The sequence below is a fragment of the Aquimarina sp. AWH4_224 genome, from assembly GCF_056160245.1.
The window spans coordinates 395,909-416,274 of record NZ_JBSWWU010000003.1 but is presented as its reverse complement, the minus strand read 5'-3'; the positions used below and the strand labels follow the sequence as shown (position 1 = coordinate 416,274).

Genomic DNA, 20,366 nt, shown 5'->3' with positions numbered 1-20,366 from the left:
ATGAAAAACGTCGCTTTCATATTTCTTTTCATCAGTTTCTTGAGTTTCTTGGGAGATATACAGTTACATGCTCAAGAGGTTCCAAAAGTGACTATACGAGAAGTGGAGGGGCAGTATAATTTTTATATCAATGAAACTAAATTCGAAATTAAAGGAGTCGGTATTAACTACGTAGACGGTCATGATTTTGAAGCTTTAAGTAAAGCAGGTGGAAATGCTTTTAGAACCTGGGGGACCTACAATGCCTATGAAGAATTGAAAGCTGCCAAAAAATATGGATTCATGGTGGCCATGGGGATCAATATAGGCAAAGAACTTTGGGGGTTCGATTACAATGATAAAAGAGCGGTTGCTCAACAGCTAAAAAAAGTAAAATCAACGATAAAGGCATATAAGAATCACCCAAATATTTTGTGTTGGGTGGTAGGGAATGAGTTGAATTTATTATTTGATGAGAATGGTAAGTTGAAAATGGTGAATCCCAAGGTCTACGATGCGGTATCCGAAATTATAGATTTCATTCATAAAGAAGATCCAAATCATCCGGTAACAACAACTTTTGCAGGTGTTATTGATGAGCATTTGAAAATAGCTTTAGAACGATGTCCGCAAATGGATATGGTTTCGGTTCAAGTGTATGGGGATTTAGAGACCGTGGAGCAAAGAATGAAAGATACAGGAATAACCAAGCCCTATATGATTACAGAATTTGGACCTATGGGATTTTGGGAAATGCCCAAGACCTCTTGGGGTCGGGAAATAGAAGAAGTAAGTGGACCAAAGGCAGACGGAATTTTAAGAAGAATGCAAAAAGGGATCATCAACAATACATCAGGAAAATGCCTGGGTGGTTTTGCTTTTGAATGGGGACAAAAACAAGAGCGAACGCCTACCTGGTATGGGATGTTTCATAAAGATGGTTGTCAAACTGAAACCATTGATCATTTGACCAAGGTGTGGACCGGATCATATCCAGAAAATAGAGCCCCAAGGGTGGATTCCATTCAATTAAATGGTCTGAAATCGGTGCAAAATATATACTTGAAACCCAATCAGAAGTACACTGCTAAGGTGTTTGCTAATGATCCTAATCAAGATGCACTAGAATATAAATGGGTAGTTTCAAAAGAGGTGGTTGTTCGAAGTGAAGGCGGAGAGAAAGAACTAGAACCACCAAGAGTTCCCATAAAAATAATAGAGAATGAAAATGGAAGTTTTACTTTTATTTCTCCGAAAGAAGGTGAATATCGAATCTTTGCCTATGTGTATGATGGGAAAGGAAAAGTAGGAGGAGGTAATATTCCGTTTTTGGTAAGAAATTAAAACCTATGAATCAAACAAATACAATAAAGTGGGGGATAATAGGACTGGGAAATATTGCTAACCAGTTTGCCAAAGATCTAGCTCTGGTTCCCGAGGCAGAATTAGTAGCGGTTGGATCAAGAAGTATGGAAAAAGCTGCAGATTTTGCTCAAAAATACGAGGCTAAAAGGGCATACAATAATTACGATCAGCTTATCCAGGATAGTGAAGTTGATATTGTTTACATTGCTACACCACATGATTCGCATGCCGATCTAACGATCAAATCTTTGAATGCGGGAAAACATGTGTTGTGTGAAAAACCGGTTGCCCTCAACAAAGAAGAGACTGAACAAATGATCGCAGCGACAAAGAAGAATGAGAGGTTTTTTATGGAAGCTTTTTGGACGAGGTTCAATCCTTCGATTCGAGAGTTGTACAAGAAAGTATCTCAAAAAGAAATAGGAGAAATTAGGTATATCAACGCAGATTTTGCCTTTAACATAGGGGAGGCAACAGGAAGAATGATTGATCCAGCTTTGGGTGGAGGCTCATTGATGGATATGGGCGTATACCCTTTGTTTTTGAGTTATCTGATATTGGGGATGCCGAATAAGATTTTGGCAACCGCCAATTTTTATGAATCTGGAGCAGATCAACAAACTTCAATCATTCTTCAATATGATAAAGCGCAATGTATTTTGCATAGCAGTTTTGTATCTCCTTCAAATATGCAAGCAATCGTAAGTGGAGAAGAGGGAAGAATACAGATCAATTCGATTTGGCATGAAACACAATCATATGCTTTGATAAAAAATAATCATCGTGTTGATTACCATTTTCCAACTATAGGGAAAGGATTTACGTACGAGATAGAAGAATGTCATGCATGTATTCATGATCAAAAAATACAAAGTGATTTGTGGTCTCACCAAGATAGCCTAAACTTAATTTCGATTGTAGATGAAGTAAGACAGCAAACAGGCTTGGTGTTTGCCAAAAGTTAAATTTAAATGTACCATTTATAGATGTCAGGAAGATTAATTTTTATTGCCTTTGTAGTATCCTTAGGAGGGTTTTTATTTGGATTTGATGCCGCGATCATATCGGGAGCTCAAGAATTTTTTGGGCCGTATTTTGGTTTTACAGGAGATCAGGTAGCAAGTATCAATGCAGCCCCAACATCGGCTGCAATGTTTGCCATGTTGATTGCCGGTTGGATTAGTGATAAGATCGGAAGAAAGAAAGTATTGATCATTGTGGCTTTTGTATATGCCCTTTCGGCTTTTCTGTCGGCTTATGCCAGCTCGTATTGGATATTGTGGTGTGCTAGATTTATTGGTGGTGCAGCTTTTGGAGCAGCGCTTATTCTGGCTCCAATGTATATCGCAGAAGTTTCAACAGCAAAAAACAGAGGAAAACTAGTTTCTATACAACAACTGAATATTGTGATAGGACTCTCTGCGGCCTACTTTACAGGTTATTTTTTACAACAATCAATTTCCGAAGCGATACAAACATCGGACTTGATCACTAAAGAAAACGTATGGCGTTGGATGTTTGGTCTAGAACTGCTTCCTGCCGTGGTGTATTTCTTTTTGTTATTTCTGGTTCCTCGTAGTCCAAGATGGTTATACGTTAAGCAGAAGAATCAAGAAGCTTTTGAGACGCTGGAACAACTTCACGGTACCGAGAAAGCAAAAAAAGAAGAGCTTTTGATTAAAGAGAGCCTGAAAGAAAATAATCAAAAAGAAAAGGTTAAGATTTCAGAAATATTTAAAAAGTCATTACGATTCGTTCTTTTTATCGGACTGTTTGTGGGTGTCATACAGATGATCACAGGGATTAACGCTATTTTCTTTTATTCGACATCGATATTCAAACAATCGGGTATTGGTACAGATGCCGCATTTGCTTCGTCGGTGTTGGTGGGTATTATCAATATCGTATTTACTGTTTTAGCAATGCTGCTCATCGATAGAATGGGAAGAAAACCTTTAATGCTTATTGGACTGATCGGTGCAGCAATAGGTATGTTCTTGACATCGTATGGTTTTGGAAAAGCAACTTATCAACTCACGCCAGAAAAGATTGCACATATAGAAGGAATTGATGCCTTCAACCTAGACAACATACAAAATGTAATTTACGATAGTGATGTGTCTTTTAAACAAGCATTGAAGGAAGCATTGGGAGACCAAACATTTGTAGAAAAACAAGCAGAAATTATAGAAGCTGCAGGTAATCTTGACCCTATACTTATTCTAGTAGGAATACTTGTTTTTGTAGCGTCATTTGCCTTTTCATTGGGACCTGTCATGTGGGTATTGTTATCCGAATTATTTCCGAATCGAGTTCGAAGTTTAATGATCGCTTTTGTAGGGTTCGTAAACTCTTTTACCAGTTGGGTAGTACAAAGAACATTCAATTGGGAAATAGAAACGCTAGGGAGCAGTACGTCCTATTTCATTTTTGGAATGTTGGCCTTAATCGGTTTTGTGGTGCTGATTAAGTATTTGCCCGAAACCAAAGGGAAATCACTAGAACAAATAGAAAAAGAATTGGTAAAAGCATAAAGAAGCATATGAACAGGATTGAAAATCCAATATTACGAGGTTTTAACCCGGATCCTTCAATCATCCGGGTAGGGGAAGATTACTACATTGCAACTTCTACTTTTGAATGGTTTCCAGGAGTGCAAATTCATCATTCCAGGGATCTTAAAAACTGGAAAGTCATTGCGCAACCCCTCAATAAAGTATCTCAATTAGATATGAAAGGCGTACCCGACTCTTGCGGGGTTTGGGCACCCTGTTTATCCTATGATAAGGGTACTTTTTACTTGGTGTATTCTAACGTGAAGTCTTTTGATGGAGTTTGGAAAGATACACCCAATTATTTAATAACTACAGAGGATATTACCGGAGAATGGTCAGATCCTGTATACCTCAGTTCTAGAGGTTTTGATGGATCTTTGTTTCATGATACTGATGGTAAAAAGTATTTTCTCAACATGTTGATCGATCATCGGGATAATAAAATGTTTGGCGGTATAGAACTCCAGGAATATGATCCGGTTCAAAAAGAGTTAACTGGGGAGGTGCATTACCTTCATCAAGGATCTTATTTGGGATGCACAGAAGGGCCGCATATTTTTAAAAGAGGAAAATTCTACTATTTGATACTTGCCGAAGGAGGGACAGAATATAACCATGCAGTATCTGTGGCACGTTCAGAATCGATATTTGGACCATATTTGATGCATCCAGATACTTCTATAGTGTCTTGCGCATATAATAAACCCTATAAACTTCAAAAATCGGGACATGGAGATTTTGTGGAGACCGAAGATGGTCGATGGTTCATTACGTTTTTGGTGGGAAGACCACTCAAAGAAAGAGGGCGTTGTATTTTAGGACGAGAAACAGCGATCGAAGAAATTATTTGGAAAGATGATTGGCCCTACCTTGTTAGTGATTGTCGATTACCAAGATTAGAAATTACTGGTCTTGATACCAAAGAAGTCTTGGTAGAAAAGCATCCAGAAAGAGATGATTTTGATGCGGATACGTTATCTCTAGACTTTCAATCCCTTCGTATTCCAAGAACTGAAGAATGGTTTTCTCTTAGGGAGAGAAAAGGGTTTTTGCGATTAAAAGGAAAGGAAAGTTTAACTTCTACACATACACAAGCCTTGATTGCCAGGAGAGTTCAGCATTTTAGGATTGAAGCCAGTACTTCTTTAGAGTTTCATCCAGAGAATATTCAGGAAATGGCGGGACTGGTATTTTATTATAATACAGGGCATTACCATTATTTGCATTTGACGGCAAATTATAACGGAGATAAACAACTACTACGGATTATCACTTCTGATCATTTTGAAATGTCTGAACAAGATCAGGAAGTGGAAATCCCGGCAGAAGTCAAGCTGGTGTTAAAAGGAATTTTGAATCACGGCGAACTTCAATTTTACTACAGCATTGATCAAGAAAAAACATTTCTTCCGATAGGAGATGTTTTGGATGCAAGCATATTATCCGATGATTATGTGCGGGATCGAGACGAAAGATACCGTCCGGCATTTACAGGGATGTTTGTAGGGATGTGTTGCCAGGATTTGGCATATAATAGAAAACATGCCGATTTCGATTGGTTTACATATAAAGAGATACATTAAAATAAAGGGCTATGTATAAAAAAATAATGGTATTACTTGGTATTTGCACCGTTGTGAGTTGCAACCAGGTCACAGAAAAAAAGGAACAAGATCAACCCAAACAAGAAGAGCAAGAAAAACCACAAAAAACATTGGCAAAATTTGAACCTGCCGAAGGAGAGGTGTTGTTGTTCGTTGGGCAAGAATTAGAAGCGGTAGGGGGCTTAGAAAAGTACAATGATGGCTATCTGGATCATTTTGATAAACCTGCAGGGTGGACTACGTATACCAATATTAACCCTGGAGAAGATTCTTTTGGAAGGATACAAGAGGGACTGGACGGGATGTATGATACCCATGATTGGGGGGATAATGACTACAATGTAAGCATGCAATTAGCAGATGAAGATTATAAAGATATGGCATTAGCTATTGGCCTACAGTTTGTAAACCACGAAGAAAAAGTAGCCGATGGAACTCATGATGCATACATCCATAAATTGGCAGATTTTTTATTGTCTCTAGGAAGAAGACCTGTATTTTTACGTATAGCCTATGAGTTTGACGGTGATCCTTGGAATCATTACGATAAAGAAAGTACCAAAAAAGCATATATCCGAATGGTAAAGATGCTAAGAGAGCGAGGGGTGACCAATACTGCTTTTGTTTGGCAGTCGACAGGGTTTATGTCCCCAAATGAAGGAGATTTAGAATCATGGTATCCGGGTGATGAATATGTCGATTGGTTAGGTTTTTCATTTTTTAACCGTTGGAGAGAACAAAAGATGATCGAATTTGCCAGAAAAAAAGGGAAACCGGTTTTTATTGCTGAAGCTTCTCCAACAATTACGCATCCAGATTTTGATAAAAATACTGGGAATACCAAAGAGACACAGCTTAGTAATCCCGAACAAGCAGAAGAAGCCTGGCAAGAATGGTTTGTTCCCTTTTTTAAGACCGTTGATGATAATGCAGACGTGATCAAAGCCGTTCATTATATCAACTGTCACTGGGATTCGCACCCTATGTGGTTCGATAACCCTACATTTAAGAGGGTAGATGCTAGGTTGCAGTTAAGCGATACCCTTAGCAAGCGTTGGATTAGTAAGACTTCTGATCCAAAGTTCATCAAATCTACGCCAGATTTGTATGATAAATTATGGAAGAATAAGAACTAAAAACTAAATAATACGATTTACTCTTGGAAACTAAACAAAGACGAATAAAGCAAAAGTCTTCGGGCTTTTATACCAACAAAGAATTATTTGTTTTTTCAATTAAGAATAAGAATGGAGCGCGATTGCGTATTACCAATTTTGCAGCCTCAATACTTAGTCTGGAGGTACTGGATAAGCAAGGAAGTCGGGTAAATGTAATTTTAGGTTTTGATAGTATTGATCAATACGTCGATAAATCCAAAGGCAAAGTATCTCGATTCCTAGGCGCGTCAATAGGAAGATATGCAGGAAGAATCTCAGGAGAAAAGTTGACGATTAATAACAAAGAATACCCGCTTTATCATGAGGATGGGGTGCATTTACATGGTGGTAAATACGGTTTTGACGAAAAAGTATGGGACGTAGCCTATGTAGATGAAGATGATCAGTCGGTAACCTTTTCTTATTACAGCGAGCATCTTGAAGAAGGGTATCCAGGCAATCTTAGGGTAGAAGTAATGTATCAACTTACTGATGATAATAAACTCAATATTAAATACACTGCTGTTTCCGATCAAGACACCGTGTTGAATCTTACCAATCATGCTTACTACAATTTAAATGGGGAAGGTTCAGTTTGTGATCATATCCTCCAACTCCATTGTGATCGATATTTGGAAGTGGACGATAAAAATATTCCTACTGGGAAGGTTCATAAAGTTGTAGATACCAGATTTGACTATAGAGAAGAAAGAGCATTGAGTAGTCTGCAAAAAGATGGAATTCTGGATGATACCCTAATTTTTGAAGTTCATCGAGATACTTCTCAAGGTGTTATATTTTCACCCCTTACCGGGATTAGAATGCAAATTCAAACAAATCAGCCTGCTGTAGTTATCTATACCCCAGAAAAGTTTGCGGATTGGAATTTTAGAAAAGGCAAAACCTATGATAAGTTTCCTGCAATATGTTTTGAAACACAAAATTTTCCTGACGCCCCTAATCATAGCCATTTTCCTTCTAGTGAAATAAAAGCTAATGAGCGCTACGAGAACTTTACGTCTTTTATTTTTGACGTATTATCCGATCAATAAGGGAGTGATTTTGTAGTTTCTCGTTCGATTAGATTTGTTTTAATCACTTTTGTAGTATGTGAAGTTTCAGATTCTTCATTTTCAAGTTTCTCAATCAACATCCTTGTTGCTGTTTCTCCCAGATAGATCCCATGTTGACTAATCGTGGTAATGGCAGGAGTAACATGTCTTGGTAATACCCCATTGGTAAAACCAATAATTGAAATATCTTCGGGAATTTTATACCCTTTGGCGGTCAATAATCTTAAGGTACTCACTGCCGAATCTTCTTCAAGGCATAGCATGGCATCGACCTTTTTTGACCCCAGTAGTATTTTTAAAGAAGTATCGATATCATTAAATTCATCCACTTTTATGATAAACGATTCATCGATTGGGATACCTGCTTCAGATAGTGCTTTTTTGTAACCTTCTAGTCGCAGTTTACCTACACTAAGATTATGAATTGTAGAGACGATAGCAATATTTTTGCATCCGGTTTCGATAAAATGATTAGTAGCGTTATATGCTCCTTCCTTATCATTAACAATCACTTTATCACATTCAACCTCTTCGGTAACCCGATCAAACATTACTATTGGGATACCTTGATTAATGGTGTTTTGAAAATGACTAAATTCTTGTTTTACCTGTGTTTCTTCTGCAATAGAAAGGATAAAACCATCTAGTGCAGAGTTTTTAAGTAATTCCATGGCACTTACTTCTTTCTCATAAGATTCGTTAGAAATACAGGTGATGAGATTATATCCTTTTTCGGTAGCTACTTTTTCTATTCCAACAAACACTTTGGTAAAAAAATGGTTAAGAATATTCGGGATGATAACTCCAATAGTTTTAGTTTTTTTATTCTGAAGATTTAGCGCAATACTATTGGGTTTGTAATGATTCTCTTTGGCATATTGCTGGATTTTAGCTTTGGTTTTAGTGCTGATTTCGTAGCTGTCATTCAAAGCTTTAGAAACTGTAGCAATAGATACATTGAATTCGTTTGCAATGTCTTTTAATGTGATTCTTTTTTTGCGCGTCATAGTTCAAAAACTAGTTTTCAATTTATAAGAAAGAATTGATAAATAATAGTAAAAAGTCAAAAATGTAAACAAGGGGTTCAGTATACAACCAAACCCCTGAAATATTCAGAATTTATTACTTTATTTAGGGAACTATCCCTTACTTTCTCGTGTCATATCTTTTTGATGCGGCATTCACCCCAGGCTGCCAAGTTCTTGTAAAACTTGCCATATTGTCCTGTACTAACTGAGGTAGATCTCCCGCATATTTATCCAATGCACCATCTCCTAAATACAACCCAACATAAGCTAATACATCATCTGTTGCAAGACCACCATTAATTGTGAAAATTGGCTCTAGATTAAGTACTTGTCTTGGATCAGAACCTTTGGCTTGACTAGCTTCATTTCTGGTTAAGATACCATCATTGTTAGTATCCAACAAGTTGGTGAATTCTGTCGCAAATTGATCCCCGGTTTTACCATTGATGTTGATTCCTTTCAATAGCTCTTTCATGTAGATTAAGAAATCACTTTTGGTCATTGTAGGGTTGATTGAAGGAACATTTCCTTGGTAACCGCTCATTTCTATAAACTGATCATCAATATCAATTCCCAGGTTTCTTTCGATATCCAATACAGCTTCTTTTGTATTACAAGGATTACTTACTACTCCTCTTACGCTTACAAATAACCCATCGCTATTCATACACCCACTTCCATTGGCTACAGTGGTAACACAAGCAGTGTTGTTTGGGTTGTAATTGAAGCTTCCACATGGAGTTCCTCCTCCGGTATTGTCTCCACCACCGTTGTTATCTCCGTCTCCGTTATTATCTCCAGAATCGTTGCATCCTCCTGCTTGTGCTTGGTTAGCGTCGGTCCAACATTGTCCACAAGCAGAAAAAGGATGAGACGATGGACAATCATTATTTTGATTATTGCCTCCGTCATTACCGCTGCCTCCGGTATTCCCCCCAGAAGTATCAGTACAACCACCAGATTGTGCTTGCGCAGCGTCGGTCCAACAGGCTCCACAAGCTTCGTAAGGATGTGATCCCGGACAACTTGCTTTTCCTTCGGCATCAATAACTTTTGAGACCGAACCATTTATATCAAATCCTTCATTCTCGCATGCAACAAATGCACCTAAAAAAAGCATTGAAAAAATGAGTAAGCTTAATATACGTTTCATAATTACTTATTTAATTTATAGATAAAGTTTGTGTTAAAAAATTAAGTTTTTTATAGTTGAGCTAATTTCGATAAAACAAATCTTTAAATACTAGTCGATCATACTTTAATAGTGCTCTGTTACTACGCTTTTACCACGCATTATGCTATAAACGTAAAAACCGCATCTTTTTTTTGTATAAAAAGCTGTTTTTTTGCTAAAAAAGTAGAAGAAATGAAATTAGTCTTCAGAGCGATATTTTTGCCGATTTGCTTAATAAGTTTGATAAGTTGTGATACCAATTCTAATCAGAAAAGAACTTCCTATGTTCAAATAGAGGATGTTGGTTTAGTCAGTAGCGGAGGACAGCAACAGGGAAAACTTCTTTGTCCAAAAACAGTGAATGATGTTATTGTACAGCTAAAAGAAGTACACCAGGCATCCTCAGAAGAATTTCCCGAAATGACTATGGTTGGAGTACTTTCATTTATTAAAGAAAATAATATAACCACGATTACGGATTTGTTGAATCGATTGCCCGTACATTACCGCAACAATTTCTCCTTAGTCGAGCATACAAAAGGAGAGGGGCAATCCTCTTTGAAATTCCCTAGAATTGTTCTTTTTGGATCGGATGGAACCTTTCTAATGAATATTAGCACCAAAGCAGATGATCCCAAATATGATCTTTTGGATTGTGCAGAGCTAAATGAAGAAAATGGTACCTGGGAGTTTTCGCAATTTGATTTTACAGGAGATCAACCAAAGTTGCATGTAAATCCTCAATCTTGTATACGATGTCATGGAGATCAACCAAGGCCCGTTTGGGGTACAAATATGGATTGGCCGGGAGTATTTGGGGATAATGAGGCTGCTGGACTTAATGGAGAAGCTTTGTCATACAGACATGCATTACGAATGAATGAAATAAAGGAAGGAAATGCCTATTCTGATCGTTTTGAGTTCTTAGAATGGTCTGATCAAAAATTAAAATCCGGAGGTATTCGTCGTATTGCTAATCATGCTTTTGGTGCAGAATTATTGGTTTCTAATATGGCTATGGGTACAGCTACAGCTAGAGGTGTTTTTAAACGTATGAAACTGCATACACAATACCATCAAATGAGAGAAGCGATACTTTTATTAGGATATGAACATATGGTAGGAAATATTCTTAGTGACAAAGAGAAAGAATACTTAAAAACCTTGATTCTGGAAAAAGGAGGAAAGAAAGGTACTCTTGATGAGCTATTTTCGGTCTTAGGGATTGATACAAAGGAGGCTTTTTCTTTAGGTACGTTGGCCAAGGAGGAGGACCCAAAAACAGATTGGAGCCTTGGCGCAGGAGATTTGTATGAGCAGGTCTTGTTACAGATCTTGTATGACTTGTCTATCGACGATCATAATGTCACATCATTGTTAAAAGAAACTCCCAATACACCTGGAATTTTTGGGTGTGGCCATCTAGGCGAAAACATCAAAGAGGTGATCGATTTCAAAATGCTACATATGCATCAGTTATTAGGAAAAGATAGGTATGAAGTTAATAAGATATATTATTCTCAGGATGCCGAAAACATTAAAGAAAAAGTTTTTATTCCTATCTACGGAAAGTTAGCGCCTTATCTAAAAGAGAAAATTCAAAATCAAAATCAAGCTTAATTTAGAGAAATAAAAAAAGAGTCTGAAAAACTAATTCCAGACTCTTCAAAAATATTACGTACTCTAGGGGATTATTTAATTACAATTCTTTTGTGATTTACCGTTTTATTGATGTCCCAAGTTGTGATCAAATACATTCCTTGTTCTACACCTTGTAAATCCAATTGAAATGATTGAGTTGCTTTGCCAGGCTCGATAGAGATTGTTTTAATCTCTCTTCCATTAAGGTCAGAAACTTGTACCTGGATTAACTCATTACCATTGATATATATGATGCCACTACTTGGATTAGGGTATACCTTAAGATTATCTTCTACTAGATTATTCCCAGAATTGATGGCATTTCTTTGAGTGTTCAATCCTAAAATACTATTTAAATTGCTACTCCCGTGGATCCATCCCGATTGCGTAACTTGATTTACCCAATTGTTTTCTAATGTTGGGTTAACTTGTATTCTGGTATCTCCCCAGTACCCTTGCTCGTATGGTGCATCCCATAATCCTTGAGAGTCCCAATCTGCATTGATATAAGTAATCGCTTTGATTACATCCTCATTATCATTAATAAAATTGAAATAAGGTACAAACCATTCATTCCAGATTTGAGAACCTGATTTGCTAACCGTACCTTGAGCCGCAGCTCCATCCCAAACTGTACTTATGTTAGAATTGGTAAGTTGCTGGTTATCGTATCCTTGATCTGCAGCTTCTGCGATCATTACCGCTTTTCCTCTTTCTCTAGCCAAACTTATCAATTCATTACCTAAGAATAGCTGAGTCGAAGGCGTGTTATTGTTTACAGTTGCCGTTTCGTTTGGTCTTAAAAACCAAGACATTCCAAACCAATCTACATAGTCGTCTCCAGGATAATAGTTGAGTAGATTTTCTCTTCCTCCATCAAGGATATCATCAATAGGAGAAGTGCTGGATTGCCACACATAAGCCACATTGGTAACTCCTTGTTGCCTCAAAATGTCTACAATTCTTCTATACGCATTGATGTAGCTTGGGCCATCATAACCATTCCAATTTCCATCAAACTCGTATCCAATACGCAGGTAAAAAGCAGTGCTGTTTAGAGATTTAAAGAAATCGGCAAGTTGTCTAATTTCTGCATCTCTTCCACCTCCGGCAATATTATTGGTTTCTCCTACGAGATAAAGCCCTATTTGGATAGCTGAATTAGGGAAACCTATCGCTGCACTATGTGCGTTCAAAGGTCCTCCTCCCCAATCGATATCTATTCCTAGTGGTTGATCATTTTGAGTCCAGCCCAGTGCTCCATTATTTCCTTGAAGTAAAACGTTGGCAAGATTTACATAAGTTGCAATACCTGTTGGAGTAGGGCAGTTACCGCAATCGCTAATGTAATCTGATACAGATAATAAATCTTGTCCAATAAAGATCATTTTCTCTCCTGTGCTAGGTTCTAAGTAACTTCCCGTGGTGTTTCCTGGGGGATTACTGGTTCCAGCAGCAATGGTTACGTTATTTAAACTCCTTGCACATTCATCATTACCCCATCTTACAAAAGTACTGTAGTTTCCTGGTGAGAGATTAGACACGGTTGTAGATCCGCTGTTGTCCGCTACATTGTATGGATACGTAGCACCGCCATCAATGCTAAATTCGATGTTGCTTCGATTTGGAGCATCATTAAAACTAAAGGTAATGCTGCCATCATTGGCTCCTTGTGTGGTTTCGTTGGTAGAACTCACTGTGGCATTGGGAATATCATTTCCGGTACAAGGTTCGTTACCTGGGGTATCTTCAAAAATCCTAACATTTCTGAAAAAGCTAGTATTACCTGTTGGATTTTGATCTTTATCATTAACCAAAACCAGATACATATTATTTCCTGTATAATAATCACCTACTTTGATACTAAAAGATTGATATCCAGTTTGGTTGTAGTCAAAATCTCTATTTCCCCAGTTTTGGGTCCCATACAATTGAAAAATTTGTGTAGCACTCAATTGCTCATCGCTATCAAATCCGATACCGTGAATTTCTCCTTGAGATGTACTTTGAAATTCAAATTCTATGATTGTATTTGCTGTGATGTTGTATCGGGTATTAGTTCTTCTCCAGGTATTATCTGAAAGAACGGCGGTTAACCCACTATCTTGTATATTGATGTTGGCGGCATTATCCTGATTGCTAAATGATGAAGTTCCGGTTTCATTAAAATTAACGCAATCACTGCAACCCGTGCCACTAGGAGTACCTGCATTAATAGTTATTTGTTGCAGGCTTCTTGCACATTCGTCATTGCCCCATCTTATATAAGTGCTGTAATTTCCAGGAGCAAGGTTAGAGATGGTAGTAGATCCAATGTTATCTGGCACATTGTACGGATAGGTAGCACCGCCATCAATACTAAATTCTATATTCGTTCTATTAGCTGTATCACCAAAACTAAAAGTGATACTACCATCATTGGCTCCTTGAGTACTTTCGTTGGTTGAACTCACAGTGGCATTAGGAACATCATTTCCTGTACAAGGTTCATTGGTATTCCCTCCATCATTATCTATAAAATTAAGATAATCTACATTTAGTGCCTGATCTCCTCCTCCTTGATTGATAATTTGAAAAGAAGCACCCGTAGGAACGTCAACAGTTATAGAAGTAGTGGTGTAGGAACCAACCCAGGCTCCATTAGAAGTGAAGTTGAGTGTTCCAACATCTTGTCCATTAACCAATACAGAAATACCTCCTGTGTTTTGTGATGCATAAATAACTTCTACTTCCTGCGCTTTTGGAGCATTGTTAATAGTGAATCCGTTTCCATTTTGGTCAAGAAAAGCAACTCCTTGTCCGCCACTAGCAGGGCCATCGTTATAGAATTGAGCTTGTCCAGAAAGACTAGCTGTTTCTGCTTCGATCTTTGTGGTAGTTTCTCCTCCACCGGTATCACAAGGAGTACAGCTTCCTCCACAGTCTATACCCGTTTCGTCTCCGTTTTGAATTCCATCATTACAGCTTGGGTTTGGTGGAGGTGGGGGCGTATTCGTAATGCCTAAATCATTCAGTAGATTTGGCCCTCCATGAAGAAAATTACCGTTATTGATATAATTGTTCCAATTTGTAGTGATCAATGGGTCAGTTTCGATTCTGGTATCTCCCCAATGTACACCAGAGTCGGCCCAAAGAGGTTGTGATTGCCAATCCGCATTGATCCAAGCCAGAATTCGGATAACGTCGTTGTTGTTGTCGATAAATGGAATAAGTTGATCTCTAAAGAATTGATCCCATATGGCTTGACTTCCCAAATTTGTTACTCCATTAAAATGATAAGTACCTTGATCAAATTCGTAGTATTGCGCAGAAGCTTCGGCTACCATCATAGGTTTGTTCTTGTTTCTTGCAAATTCTAAGGCATATTCCAGGTTTGCAGCATTAAAGTCCTGCGCAAAGAAGAAAAACGAAAGTCCTACATAATCTACATAATCATCACCAGGATAATATCCATCGATAATGTTTGGTGCATTTTCTCCCCAGGTTGCAGATTGCCAAACATAAGCTACGTTGGTTACTCCCTGACCATTTAGATAATCAACAATGTAACGATAACCCGCCTTGTATCGATTTTGGTCATAGTTATTCCAAGGGCCGTCAAATTCGTAACCTATTCTAAGGTATATAGGTCTAGGACTATTTCTTTTGGCAAAGTCTGCGAACTTGTTTAGTTCATCATTGTGAAGTCCGTTTACGAGCTCAGTTAATCCATTCGGATGATCTTCACCCTGGCCGTCGGCTTCTTCACGCATCCAAAATCCTATGGAAAGCCCCGAATTTGGATATCGACTCATGGCTTTCTGAAGACCAATATCACCAGCGCCGTAGTTGGTAATATCATTGAGACCCGCCATGGTATACAGATCTGTATACATGGTAACCCCAGCTGGCGTGGGGAATTGTCCTGAGTTTACATATCCAGCAACAGCACCTAAATCCTGTCCGATAATCAACATTGTTTTCCCATCCGTAGGAGCGAATTTCCCTGGGATGGTATTTTGCGAAAACGATGAGGTATACCCTATGCATATTAAAAGCAGTAGTAGTATTCGATTTGTGTTAAAAGTGAGCATAATTATTGTGTTTATGGTTAAAGCCAATACAAAATTTTAATAGTTTTATTGACGTTTGATCAAAATTATTGGGTGTATTTTGTAAAATAGTAAACTGTACTACGAGAACAGTACAAAAGGACTACAGTTTTACCACGCAAATAGAATCTGAGAGGTGCTAAGCGCTTTATATGGTGTGTTTTATCTAGAATCGAATGATGTAATCGGTAAGATTCGTGGTGGTATCCAGGTTCATTTTTTTCCTTATTCTAAAACGTAAAGATTCTATTCCTCGATAAGAAATGCCCATCAAAGGTGCAATCTCCTTGCTAGATAAATTAAGTTTCAGGTAGGCGCATAGTCTGATTTCTCGATGATTAAGATCAGGGTAAGTTTCTCTTAATCGATCCAAAGAATTGTCATGAATTTGGTTGAAATGAGTTTCGAAATGCTTCCAGTTATTATCTCCTTTGATTTGATCTTCAACAGATTTGATGATTTTACGAAGCTTTTTTCTGTTCTCTCCTTCAGAAACTACATAAATCTCCTCTAGATTTTTTTTCAATTGCGATAATTCATTTTCGACCTGTACCATTTGCATTGCGGAAGAGGCTAACTCCTTGTTTCTAACCTCAAGATTTTCTTTGAGGAGTTTATTATCTTTTTTGATTTTGTCATTCTTTTCCTTTAGTCTTTTTTCTTCGAATTTGACTTTTTGTAGTTCAATCTCTTTCTGGTGAGCAATTTTTAATTTTTCAATTCCTCTTCTTTTTTGCTCGTTTTTAATTCTTAGTATCGAATAGATCCCTAAAATGAGTAGAGATAGATACACCAAATACATGGAGGTTGAAAGATACCAAGGCGGGCTAATGGTAAATTTATAAAGTGTTTCTTCACCAATTTTTCCATAGATATTTCTGGCCCTCACTTTAAACGTATAATCACCAGAAGGTAAAAAGTTATACTCTTTCTGGGATTTTGAAGTCCAGTCAGACCAATTTTCATCCAATCCTTCTAGGTACATTTGGTATTCTACTGAGTAGGGATCTTCATAAAAAGGAGCTGTAAATGAAAAACTCAATTGATTCTTAGTAAAAGGAATGGGTTTTACAATGGTGTCTTGTTGTATTTGTTTTACATAATCTTCTACATTGCCATATACGATGGAGTCTTTGATTTTTACATGTTTTAGCAATGTAGTAAACGTAGCATCGTAATTGACCTGAACGTCTTTGTTATATACGATCAAACCGTTTTTTGACGTAAATCCTAGATCTCCATTTTCAAAAGCTATCACTTTTTCAAAGGCTGGGATTAGCTTAGTTTTTAATCTCTGGAAGGGCACACGTTGGATATCATAGTTTCCTGTAGGACCAAATTCTACTATCCCAATGTCATCATCCCTGTCATACCCTTGTATAAAAAGATCTTTGTTTCGCGATACTCTTTTTAAATACCGCACTAATTGATGATTCGTCAAAATGCCGGTGTATTTGCTGTTAAGAACTATCGAATCTGAACTTTTATCATGTTCATAAACACCGAGTTGTGTGCCGAAGAGCTGTTTTGACCCTGTTTCCAAAAGGCAATTAAAAAGGTTACTGGGTAGTCCGTCGTTTTGATCATATAATTTAATGTTTTCTACGCTTCTATAATCCTCAGAAATTTGCAACCTATAGATTCCTTTGTACCCCTGAGATATCCAGATCGTATTTTTGTTTTCAAAAGAAATCTCGCGCGCTGTATCCTCAAATCCATCTATGCGGTTTCTTACTTTCCATAATTCGTTCACTTTTTCGTAAACATATAAGCCTGTATAGGTTCCTTGTAAAAGAATATTAGGTTGTTCTGGAATAGTAATGAAATTCCACCCGCCTTCTACGCTATTGATAAGATGAATTTGAGAATCATGAATTTGATAGGACCCATTATGAGCACCTATGAGTAAATCATTATCGTTTTGTGTTAAGTTCCATACCTGGCCTTCTATTCCAATCAGTTTTTTGAACTTTTTACGAAGGTCCGAAGAATCCCAATTCGTAAAATATACCCCGTCAGATGTCGCTACATACAAATTGTCATTATATTTTTTTACATCATAAGTGCTCCCAAATATTCCTTCATCCTCTGATAAGGTATAAAACGGAGATCTCAATTCTACATAACTTATACTTCCATCGAGAGTAATCCATAAATTTTTTGATTGATCCACATAGAGATCAATAATAGTGTTACTAAGTAATTTATTGGTACGATCCAGTTTTTGTAAAAACCTTCCTTGTTTATTGTAGAACAAAACACCACTATTTGTAGTTCCAATACAGTAAATGTCATTATCAAGTAATATCGCTTTAGAGATATTGATATTTTTTAAAGACATCGGGTTGTCATTTTGAAACCAAGGGAAAAGCGTGTTGTTTTTCAGAATAAATCCTCCATCTTTTTGGGTAAGTATCAAAAGAGATTGATCTGCATACGGAAGGATTTGTTTGACGTTGTAAGATGCGAATTCAGTATTAGCAAACACCTGTTGTATTTGATCATTTTCTAGTTTTTGGATGGTGTTTGAATGATCTACGAAATATAGCGTATTATTGATTTTGATAGCACTTCGTGCACCCGAAGGGTTAGTTATGCATGTAATCGAATTTTCTGTTACATCAAGTTTTAGAAAGACGGTATTAGTACAAAAATAAATATGATTGCGGATTTCATAAATACCCCAGATTTGACTAAAATCGACACAATCACTAGGGAGAAGGTTATTTAGGGATTGATAGTAAGTTTGTTCAAACTTGTTTTTTTGAGCAAAACCTATTTCGTTATTTCCTCCGATATATGTCCTTGGCCCCAGAGATAATAATGAACTTATATGAGATCGGTTATTGGGTTGTAATAAAATATTCCAATCGGTACCATCAAAAGCCAGCAATCCATACTCATTGGCAAAGTATAGTAATCCTTTTTCCGTTTGCGTAATGTCGTAGGTTTTTGGGGCTACCTTACCTATTCGATCACTAGCATAATTCTTTATTTGTGTGATTTTTTTCCAATTTGTTTGCGAATGCAAATAAGTAGGAAAGGATATCAAACAACCGGCCAGAATAACAGCTAATTTTGTTTTTTTAATAACTAATAACGACGACATAGATTTACGATAGTTCGTTAAGGGGATCCAATATTTAAGGCTTACAAACCTTGAATTTGTTGTTGTAATTGTTAAAATCGTGTCAAATTACTAAATATTGTGTGGATCCGGAAGTACTAAGACAAAGGTAGAACGTCAGAATAGCACTGTAATGGGCTGTAAGTGTTTGATAAATATAATGTTGAGTGTCTGTTGAAGAGTTTTTGAAAACCACGAAAACGTTTGAGTAAATTTTAGCTACAAAGGTTCGAATCTATTTTTAGAAACATTCTTTTTTACATTATACCAAGGCAATACAGTATTGTTCATAGCTACATATACGCCTGAGTTTAGATTTTCAAAAGATGCTATAGCGAATTTTAGATTATCAGGAGCATCGGTATTGGGTTGAGTACCTAAAATGAAAGCACCGGTAAGAATAATCGTTTTATCAAGTTCAAGAGAACCTAGATATTTTGCAGTTTCAACCATGGTTATTGTGCCATGTGTCAATAGGATTTTTGAATGAGTCGAAGATGTAATAGTATTTGCAATTGTAATACGATCCTCTTGATTGATAAAGCGACTATCTTTATCTAATATTTTGTCTAGACAATATTTTTCTTCGTTTCCGGAAATTTGGAGTAAATCTTGGATAGAAATACTATTTGATACGCCTTTTTTATTGGGATCATCGTATTCTAATCCTTCAATGGTACCGCCCGTCGAAATGATATGAATCATAGTTTGTGATTGTTGGCTAAAGTTAAATAACGTTTTTAAATTAATATCATTTTTATATAAAAAGTAGAAAGAGGATCAACTACTGTATGCTACCTATTTGATGATCTGTAGTTTTAAGATTAATATGAATTTATCTGAAAATCAATAGGTTATTGTAATTGAGAATTTGTAATTTTATAGGTGATTTTTTACCCCAACCTAGATCAAATTCGATTTGGGTTGGGTTATTTTTTATAATACTAATGAATGAAATTATGCAACCTGAATTAATTTAATTGTTCAAATCATGACAGTAGAAGAACTTACTATTAAAAAATTAAAAGAAGAGATTAAGAATACTGCGTTTACTCGAAGAATCGGGGTTTTAAAGTGGATCGTTATGGTCGTTGGTTCTGTTTTACTTTTTATCATTGTTCAGAGACCAGAATCAGTACTTAACAGAAAAAGTTCTCAAGAAAGTATTAATAGAGAAAGAGCAAAGATTGTTTTGGATTTACTAAAAACAAAAAAAGACCCGAATGATGTTTTGTTGGGTTTAGCAGTTCTGGAAAAATCGTATCCAGAGACAGATAATGATTGGGTGCAGGATATGATCGAGATTTTTAAGGCTAGGGCAGAGACTTCTAATTCTATTAAACTTCAGGAAACCAAAATCAAATATTTACAAAGTCAGGTAGATGCTATGCGTGCGAATATTTCGAGACCAAATACGGCTCAATGGAGAGAGCTATCGGCTATAAAGGATTCGATCGCTGACGTAAACAGGAAGATCACTATAGAAAAGGGTTTGGTTGAAAAACTATTACGTCGTAATTAGGATAGCTTGGAGGAGCATGGTGTCTCTAATTCTAATGCTTACATATTGAT

13 protein-coding genes are annotated in these 20,366 nt (G+C 36.9%); 8 read left to right on the top strand and 5 right to left on the bottom strand.

From position 1 onward, the window contains the following. Genes ACXAGJ_RS07975 through ACXAGJ_RS07950 form a run of 6 tightly spaced genes read left to right on the top strand, consistent with a single transcriptional unit; the run spans position 1 to position 7,712 of the window. Positions 1 to 1,323 carry a glycoside hydrolase family 2 TIM barrel-domain containing protein gene (locus ACXAGJ_RS07975; RefSeq protein WP_474838719.1) on the top strand — a complete coding sequence of 441 codons (1,323 nt, stop codon included), beginning with the start codon at positions 1 to 3 and terminating at the stop codon, positions 1,321 to 1,323. Positions 1,324 to 1,328: 5 nt separating this feature from the next. After that, entirely contained in the window at positions 1,329 to 2,309 is a 981-nt protein-coding gene (locus tag ACXAGJ_RS07970) for a Gfo/Idh/MocA family protein (RefSeq protein ID WP_474838717.1), read from the top strand. A gap of 21 nt (positions 2,310 to 2,330) precedes the next feature. Then, complete coding sequence (locus tag ACXAGJ_RS07965) at positions 2,331 to 3,878, top strand: sugar porter family MFS transporter (RefSeq protein ID WP_474838715.1); 1,548 nt, start codon at positions 2,331 to 2,333, stop codon at positions 3,876 to 3,878. 8 nt (positions 3,879 to 3,886) lie between these two features. After that, positions 3,887 to 5,482, top strand: coding sequence for a glycoside hydrolase family 43 protein (locus tag ACXAGJ_RS07960; RefSeq protein ID WP_474838713.1), 1,596 nt, complete (start codon positions 3,887 to 3,889; stop codon positions 5,480 to 5,482). An 11-nt stretch (positions 5,483 to 5,493) separates the two neighbouring features. Further along, entirely contained in the window at positions 5,494 to 6,639 is a 1,146-nt protein-coding gene (locus ACXAGJ_RS07955) for a glycoside hydrolase family 26 protein (protein WP_474838711.1), read from the top strand. Between the two features lie 23 nt (positions 6,640 to 6,662). Then, on the top strand, positions 6,663 to 7,712 hold the full coding sequence (locus ACXAGJ_RS07950; RefSeq protein ID WP_474838709.1) for an aldose epimerase family protein: 1,050 nt from the start codon (positions 6,663 to 6,665) through the stop codon (positions 7,710 to 7,712). Here ACXAGJ_RS07950 and ACXAGJ_RS07945 read toward each other — a convergent pair. Beyond that, positions 7,706 to 8,740 (bottom strand): LacI family DNA-binding transcriptional regulator, encoded by a 1,035-nt coding sequence (locus tag ACXAGJ_RS07945; protein ID WP_474838707.1) that lies wholly within the window; start codon positions 8,738 to 8,740, stop codon positions 7,706 to 7,708. The two genes, ACXAGJ_RS07950 and ACXAGJ_RS07945, sit on opposite strands and share 7 nt — an antisense overlap. A 139-nt stretch (positions 8,741 to 8,879) precedes the next feature. Next, positions 8,880 to 9,914: a hypothetical protein gene (locus tag ACXAGJ_RS07940; protein WP_474838705.1), complete on the bottom strand. Its 1,035-nt coding sequence runs from the start codon at positions 9,912 to 9,914 to the stop codon at positions 8,880 to 8,882. A gap of 213 nt (positions 9,915 to 10,127) precedes the next feature. Between ACXAGJ_RS07940 and ACXAGJ_RS07935 the strand changes: the two genes are divergently transcribed. Next, on the top strand, positions 10,128 to 11,555 hold the full coding sequence (locus ACXAGJ_RS07935; protein ID WP_474838703.1) for a hypothetical protein: 1,428 nt from the start codon (positions 10,128 to 10,130) through the stop codon (positions 11,553 to 11,555). Positions 11,556 to 11,626: 71 nt separating this feature from the next. Here the strand turns inward: ACXAGJ_RS07935 and ACXAGJ_RS07930 are convergent, their stop codons facing one another. From ACXAGJ_RS07930 to ACXAGJ_RS07920, 3 genes are all read right to left on the bottom strand, one after another. Next, complete coding sequence (locus ACXAGJ_RS07930; RefSeq protein WP_474838701.1) at positions 11,627 to 15,649, bottom strand: glycosyl hydrolase; 4,023 nt, start codon at positions 15,647 to 15,649, stop codon at positions 11,627 to 11,629. A 184-nt stretch (positions 15,650 to 15,833) separates the two neighbouring features. Then, complete coding sequence (locus tag ACXAGJ_RS07925; RefSeq protein WP_474838699.1) at positions 15,834 to 18,776, bottom strand: helix-turn-helix and ligand-binding sensor domain-containing protein; 2,943 nt, start codon at positions 18,774 to 18,776, stop codon at positions 15,834 to 15,836. Between the two features lie 237 nt (positions 18,777 to 19,013). Then, complete coding sequence (locus ACXAGJ_RS07920; protein ID WP_474838697.1) at positions 19,014 to 19,499, bottom strand: asparaginase domain-containing protein; 486 nt, start codon at positions 19,497 to 19,499, stop codon at positions 19,014 to 19,016. 286 nt (positions 19,500 to 19,785) lie between these two features. Between ACXAGJ_RS07920 and ACXAGJ_RS07915 the strand changes: the two genes are divergently transcribed. After that, positions 19,786 to 20,316 (top strand): hypothetical protein, encoded by a 531-nt coding sequence (locus ACXAGJ_RS07915; protein ID WP_474838695.1) that lies wholly within the window; start codon positions 19,786 to 19,788, stop codon positions 20,314 to 20,316. The last annotated feature ends 50 nt before the right edge of the window (positions 20,317 to 20,366 follow it).